We start from the raw sequence: 6718 nt of genomic DNA on the forward strand, positions 1-6718 counted from the left end.
CGCCACCCGGCCTCCAGCGCCCGACGACGGGTGGTGGGTGCCAGGTCGTCGGGGGCGTTCAACAGCTCGCCCAGAAGGGACGCGCGTGCCCGCGCATCCCGCTCGACGGCCAGTCGCCGCAGGCTGGCGCGCTGTCCGATCACGGCCGCGGCGACCGAGAGGGCGGCGCTGGCGGCGGCGCTCTCGGCGGGCAGGTCGTGGGGGAGCCGGGTGACCAGCCACATGGTCGCGTCCCGCGCCGTCGTCGGCGGGACCGGGTGGGCGATCAGGAGCGCCGACCCGGACAGCTCGACTCGCTGCGTGGCGCGGGAGCGAGTAGCCACGGCGGTGAGCGTCTGGGCCACGGTCTCGCGGTCCCCCTCCAGCACGACGTCGGTGCCCAGGAGCGTGTCGCCGCCGGCGGCCACCAGGGCCAGGGGACGACGCAGGACCGAGCCGACGGCCTTCATCACGTCCTCGACTCCCTCGCCGGAGCGGACGGCCATGGACGTCACCCGCAGGACCGTGTCGGCCACGTGCATCTCCGCCTCCGAGACGAACCTCCGCGCGGCCAGAGCGGCGGCCAGCGGGTCGTCCGCGCCGAGGACGGTCAGCCCCACGCGCGCGGCCAGGGCGGACGACGGCTGTGAAAGCGGGGACGAGTCGCCGATCAGGACGGCCGAGGCGCCGCCGGCGGCGGCGGTCTGGATCAGCACGTCGATGCGCCAGTCGCTGCGCGACGGCGGTTGCAGCACAGTGAGCAGCTGCCCCCCGATGTCGCTCGCCCGACCTCGGATGTCGGGGACCAGCGACACCCCCTCGACCAGCAGGGTCGGTGCGGGAGGCGACGCCAGGACGCTCACCTGGTGCCAGTCGGGGTGACCGAGCAGGGCGACCAGCGGCACGGGCGTGTCGGCGCTCACGGGCGTCCCGCCAACAGCATGGGCGGACAATCGATAGCGAACGCAGAGGGTGACACCCGGTCGAGGTGCTCCGGGGCGAGCCACCACGCGGGAGCGGGCAGCACCAGCACGAAGACCTCGTCGCCCCGGCGGAGGGCGTCGACGGCCAGCGGCCGGTTGGTACGACGATCGAGCAGGCAGATGAGGTCGGGCACCGTGGCGCGGGGCTGGCCGTCGACGAGCACCATCAAGAACTCGTTCTCCGTCTCGATCCGGAGCACGGCGCCGTGGCGGTCGAGGACCGTCACCGACGACTCGGCGTGCAGTCCGCCGTCCGAGCTGTGACGCAGCACGTCGAGGACGCGACCCTCGCCCAGGATCTCACCGCCCAGACCCTCGGCGACCTCTGCAGCCTCCGCCATCATGCGCAGGGAGCCGTGGGCGCGCCCGAGCGCGAGCGCCCGGCCCAGGGTCCCCACGCAGGCGGTCTCCTCCAGCGACGCGGCGGGACCCGGGGCGAGCGCCAGGGCTGCCCAACCGCCGGTGCCTGCGAGCGCCGCGCGGATCGTCCGTTCCACGTCGGTGGGGGAGGCGCGGTCGATGAGCAGCGTGTGGCCGCCCGGGAACGCCAGCGCGCACGGGGTCAGGGGCAGTCGCGCCGCCGCCCACGTCAGCTGGTCCAGCCGGGGCAGGCCGCGTCCGGCCAGGTCGGCGTCGACGTACGGCAGCCCGAGGTGCAGGGCGGCGACGAGCGCGGTGATGCCGTTCAGGCCGGCGGTCTCGATCGCCATGACCGCGTCGGGCGCCGCGCCGGTCCACCGTCCGGTGGCGGCGACGGCAGTGCCGAACTCGCCGCCGTGCGGGAGCTTCTCGGTGAACACGCTGGTGGCCCCCACCATCCCGACCGGGACGACGCTCGCGCCCGCCAGCTCGGCGGGCGCGTGCAGCACGAGCTCTGCGTCCCCGAGCTGCGAGCGCAGCACGGACGAGAAGGGGTGCGGGTCACCGGCCCCGCCCGAGCCCAGCAGGCACAGTCCGACGGCCAGCGCCTCGAGGTCCGCCGCGCGCAGGGTCAGGGGAACCGGGAGGCTCATACCCGGATCCTCTCACTCGCCGGGTCCGCTGTGCAGGTGGCATGCCATGTGGATGTCGACCGGGCGATGTGCACATATCTCCCGCGATCCGCCGTTGGGACCATGAGTTAGTCGAAGCGCCAAAAGGGTGCCGGCCGTCGGCAGTCGCCGCGGGATGACAGTGGAGGAACCGAACGATGAAGAAGCAGATCCTGTCTGCACTGTGTGTGCGGTTGCGTCGCCAGCTCGCGGTCGTTGCAGTGTTGCTGCCCCTGGCTCTGGCGGCCTGCTCAAGCCCCGGTGACTCGTCCTCGGCGTCGTCGAGTGGCGGGTCCGAGAAGGGCGAGGTCTCGCAGGCGGCGACCGACACGGTCGAGAAGTTCAAGGCGGTCGGCGACTTCGTCTCGCCCGGCCCGGCGGTGGACGTCGCCAGCCTCGCCGGCAAGAGCGTGTTCGTCATCCCGCTGCTCACGACCAACGACTACAACATCCAGATCAACGCAGCGATGGAGCGCGTGGCCGAGCTCGCGGACGTCGACTTCGAGGTCTACACCAACGAAGGACAGCCCAACCAGTGGGTCGCGGGCATGAATCAGGCATCGCGAAGGGCGTCGATGTCATCATCCTCAGCGGTGGCACGGACCCCCGCGCGCTGGAGCCGCAGATCCAGGAGGCCCGCGAGGCGGGCATCAAGGTCGTCGTGAGCATGTTCTGGGACACCTCGGCCCAGTTCGCCCCCGACTGCTCCGGCCTCAGCGTGGACTGCGTCGACGGCGTGGACGCCATCGTCGCGGCGCCGTACCAGACCGCCACCCGCCTGAACGCCGACTGGATCGCCGTCGACTCCGGCGGTGCCGCGAAGATCCTCGTGGTGACCTCCAACGACGCCGGCCCCAGCCCGGGCCAGGAAGCCGCCTTCAAGGACGAGATCGCGAGCGCCTGCCCCGCCTGTGAGACGACGTTCGCCAACGTGCCGATCAGCAAGTGGACGACCTCGGTGCAGTCGACCGTGCAGTCCGAGCTGGTGCGCGACCCCGAGATCAAGTACGTCGTGCCGCTCTACGACAACATGGCGAGCTACGCCGTCGCCGGCATCACCGCGGCTGGCAAGCAGGGGCAGGTCGAGGTGGTCACCTTCAACGGCACGCCCGCCGTGCTGAAGATGATGCAGGACGGCAACATCGTGACGATGGACGTGGGCGAGTCTCTCGAGGGCGCCGGCTTCGCGGCCATGGACAACGCGTTCCGGCTGATGGCCGGGATGGAGCCCTCCCGGGTCATGGACATCGTGCCGGTCCGCATCTTCGACACGTCCAACGTCGACGAGGCCGGCACCCCGCCCGAGGTCAACAAGGGCTACGGGGACGACCTGGAGGCCCAGTACCTCGAGGTCTGGGGCCTCGGATGACCGATCCGGCCCAGCCTGTCCTCCGGATGACCGGCGTCGGGAAGACGTTCGGGCTCACCCGGGTGCTCAGGGACGTGGACCTCACCGTTCGCCGCGGTGAGGTCCACGGGCTGCTGGGTCAGAACGGGTCGGGCAAGTCGACCTTGATCAAGGTCCTCGCCGGCTTCCACACCCCCGACGAGGGCACGGTCGAGCTCGACGGGACGCCCGTCGAGCTCCCCCTCTCCGCCGCCGACCGGCGCGACCACCGGCTCCGGTTCGTCCACCAGGACCTCGCGCTGCTCCCATCGTTGACGGTGCTCGAAAACTTGATGGCCGACGACGTGGCAACGGGTTCCGGCATCCGTCCGCGGCGCAAGCGCGCCGAGCTGGCCCGTGCCACGGCGCTGTTCGAGCGGTTCGGCATCTCGCTGCGAGCCGACACGCTCGTGCGGGACATCTCGCGCCTCGAGCGGGCCAAGCTGGCCATCGCCCGCGCCGTGAGCCACCTCGACGCGGAGGACAGCGGGGTGCGGGGACTGCTGGTGCTCGACGAGCCGACGGCCTTCCTGCCGCACGCCGAGGTCGCCGAGCTCATCGCGCTGATGCGCACGGTGGCCGCGCAGGGTGCGGGCGTGCTGTTCGTGTCGCACGACCTCGACGAGGTCCTTACGGTGACGGACCGGGTGAGCGTCCTGCGCGACGGCGAGCTGGTCGGCAGCGAGGACACCGCGTCGCTGGCTCGCGAGGGCCTCGTCCGGATGATCGTGGGCCGGCCGGTCTCGACGCTGAGCGCCGGGTCCGCCCCCGTGCCCGCGGTGCGAGAGCGGCCGCGCCTCCAGGTGACCGCCCTGCGCGGCCGGGCCGTGGAGCACCTGGACCTGAGCGTGCAGCCGGGCGAGGTGGTCGGTGTCACTGGCGTGATCGGCTCCGGGTTCGACGAGGTGAACCAGTTGCTCTTCGGGGCACTGCAGGCCACGAGCGGGTCTGTCGCGGTCGACGGTCTCGAGCTCGAGGCGCGCCGCCTCTCGCCCTCGAAGGCGATCCGGGCCGGAATCGCCTACCTCCCCAGCGATCGCGCGGTCGAGGGCAGTGCTCCCGCCCTGACCGTCGGCGAGAACGTCGCGCTGCTCTCGCTCCGGCAGGGTGGCGGGCCGTTCGCCCTGACGGGCAGGAAGCTTGAGCGGCACGCCGGCAAGCTGCTGCGCGACCTCGACGTACGTCCACCCCAGCCGGCGCTGGCCTACGCCTCCCTCAGCGGCGGGAACCAGCAGAAGGCGATGCTGGCCAAGTGGCTCGTGACCGGACCCAAGGTGCTGCTGCTCAGCGAGCCCACCCAGGGTGTCGACGTCGGGGCGCGTGAGCAGATCTTCAACCTCGTCGCCGAGGCGGCCCGGCAGGGCTGCGCGGTCGTGTGCTCGAGCTCAGACCTCGACCAGCTGGCCCAGCTCTGCAACCGCGTGCTGCTGATGCGACGCGGTGTCGTGTCCGACGAGGTGCACGGCCGGGCCGTCACCAAGGCCGGCCTCACCGACATGCTGTTCGCCGACGCCGACGCCGACGCCGTCACCCGGCCGCACCGCGCGGCCTCGGACGCCTGATCATTCCGCAATCCCAGCCCGTGAAGAGAGTCGACATGTCAGTGGGAACAACTATCGAAGAAGGCACGGTGGCAGTCGCGCCCACCCTGCCTCGCCCTCGTCGCTGGACCTCGCGCATCGAGGCCGGGGCCCTGCCCGTGGCTTGGCTCGTGATCTTCGTGGTGTTCGCCGTGCTGCTGCCGGACACCTTCTTGAGCACCGCCAGCATCGCCAACATCCTGGGATCACAGGCGGTTCCCCTCGTGCTGACGCTGAGCCTGGTGCTGCCGCTGGTGTGCGGTGACTACGACATGTCGGTCGCCTCGGTCGCCACCCTCACGGCCATGGTGATCGGGATCCTGAACGTCAATCACGGATGGTCGATCGGTGCCGCCATCGTGGCCGGCCTGGTGGTGGCACTGGTGGCGGGGCTGGTGAACGGCGCCGTGATCGTGTTCTTCGGGGTCGACTCGCTGATCGTCACGCTGGGCACGGGCACCGTGATCCAGGGCCTCGTCCTCTGGATCAGCAACTCCACCACGATCAGCGGCATTTCGAGCTCGCTCGTCGACCTCGTCATCGGCTACAAGCTCCTCAGCGTCCCGGCGGCGTTCTACTACGGGCTCGTGCTCTGTCTCGTGCTCTGGTACCTGCTCCAGCACACCGCCCTCGGCATGCGGATGCTCTTCGTCGGCCGGGGACGCGATGTTGCCCGGCTCAGCGGCATCAGGGTCGGGCGCGTCCGGATGGGCGCCCTGGTGGGCTCCGCCGGCCTGGCCGGAGTGGCGGGCACGCTGTACGCCGGCACCACCGGGTCGGCGGACCCGAGCTCGGGCACCTCGTTCCTGCTGCCCGCCTTCGCCGCGGTGTTCCTCGGGGCGACCACCGTGATCCCGGGCCGCTTCAACGCCTGGGGCGCGTTCATCGCCGTCTACTTCCTCGCCACCGGCATCACCGGGCTCCAGCTCCTCGGTGCGGAGAGCTTCGTGCAGCAGCTGTTCTACGGTGGCGCGCTGGTCATCGCCGTCTCCCTGGCCCAGCTGGCCCGGCGACGCGAGGCGCGCAGCGGGGGCACCGCCTCCTGATGACGGCTCCGTCGCTGCCGGTGGCGGACTGCCACAACGACCTCCTCCTCGGTGTCCTGCACCAGCGCGAGCGCGGCCTGTCCGACCCCTTCGGGGACTTCTGGCTCCCGCAGCTGCGGGCCGGAGGAGTGGTCCTCCAGGTGCTTCCCGTCTTCACCGAGGAGCAACACGTGGGGGAGGGAGCGCTGCGCCGGAGCCTGCAGGTGCTCGAGGAGGCCCGCCGGCTGGCCGACGTCCACGCCGCCGACGTGGTGATCTGCGAGCGGGGCGAACAGATCCGGCCCGTCATCCAGAGTGGTCGCATCGCGCTCGTCCTCGCCCTCGAGGGATGCGAGCCGATCGGCCACTCCCTCGAGCTGCTGGACACCTTCCACCGCCTCGGGGTACGGGTCGCGTCGATGACCTGGAACCGCCGCACGATGATGGCCGACGGGGTGGGCGAGCAGGATGCAGGCGGTCGCCTAACGACGCTGGGGCTCGAGGCGGTCGCGGAGATGGAGCGCCTGAGCATGGTCGTCGACGTCAGCCACCTCTCCGAGACGGGCTTCTGGCACCTGGCGTCGGTCGCCACCAGGCCCTTCGTCGCCAGCCATTCTTCCTGCCAGGCCCTGCAGGCGCACCCGCGCAACCTGACCGATGAGCAGATCCGGGCGGTGGCCGACAGCGGCGGGTTCGTGGCCATCAACGGCTTCGGGCCGTTCCTGTCCGACGC

Annotated in this window: 6 protein-coding genes and 1 pseudogene; 5 read left to right on the forward strand and 2 right to left on the reverse strand. The window is 71.4% G+C overall.

Annotated features, from left to right (window positions below; translation table 11 throughout):
* Positions 1 to 902: pseudogene (locus JWN68_RS00260) on the reverse strand (PucR family transcriptional regulator); the annotation flags it as partial.
* Positions 899 to 1975 carry a DUF917 domain-containing protein gene (locus JWN68_RS00265; RefSeq protein WP_297732953.1) on the reverse strand — a complete coding sequence of 359 codons (1077 nt, stop codon included), beginning with the start codon at positions 1973 to 1975 and terminating at the stop codon, positions 899 to 901. The gene JWN68_RS00265 and the pseudogene JWN68_RS00260, both read right to left, overlap by 4 nt.
* Positions 1976 to 2151: 176 nt before the next feature.
* On the opposite strand from JWN68_RS00265, the gene JWN68_RS00270 reads away from it, so the two are divergent.
* The 5 genes from JWN68_RS00270 to JWN68_RS00290 all read left to right on the forward strand — a co-directional run.
* A complete protein-coding gene (locus JWN68_RS00270) occupies positions 2152 to 2658 on the forward strand; it encodes a hypothetical protein (RefSeq protein ID WP_297732957.1) in 507 nt (168 codons plus the stop codon).
* On the forward strand, positions 2577 to 3362 hold the full coding sequence (locus JWN68_RS00275) for a substrate-binding domain-containing protein (RefSeq protein WP_297732969.1): 786 nt from the start codon (positions 2577 to 2579) through the stop codon (positions 3360 to 3362). The genes JWN68_RS00270 and JWN68_RS00275 overlap by 82 nt, the downstream gene beginning before the upstream one ends.
* Before the next feature lie 26 nt (positions 3363 to 3388).
* On the forward strand, positions 3389 to 4942 hold the full coding sequence (locus JWN68_RS00280; RefSeq protein WP_297732960.1) for a sugar ABC transporter ATP-binding protein: 1554 nt from the start codon (positions 3389 to 3391) through the stop codon (positions 4940 to 4942).
* Between the two features lie 68 nt (positions 4943 to 5010).
* A complete protein-coding gene (locus JWN68_RS00285; RefSeq protein WP_297732963.1) occupies positions 5011 to 6006 on the forward strand; it encodes an ABC transporter permease in 996 nt (331 codons plus the stop codon).
* A partial coding sequence (locus tag JWN68_RS00290; RefSeq protein WP_297732966.1) for a membrane dipeptidase occupies positions 6006 to 6718 on the forward strand: 713 nt, incomplete at its 3' end. The genes JWN68_RS00285 and JWN68_RS00290, both read left to right, overlap by 1 nt.

Source organism: Nocardioides sp. (assembly GCF_025964975.1).
GTDB lineage: Bacteria > Actinomycetota > Actinomycetes > Propionibacteriales > Nocardioidaceae > Nocardioides.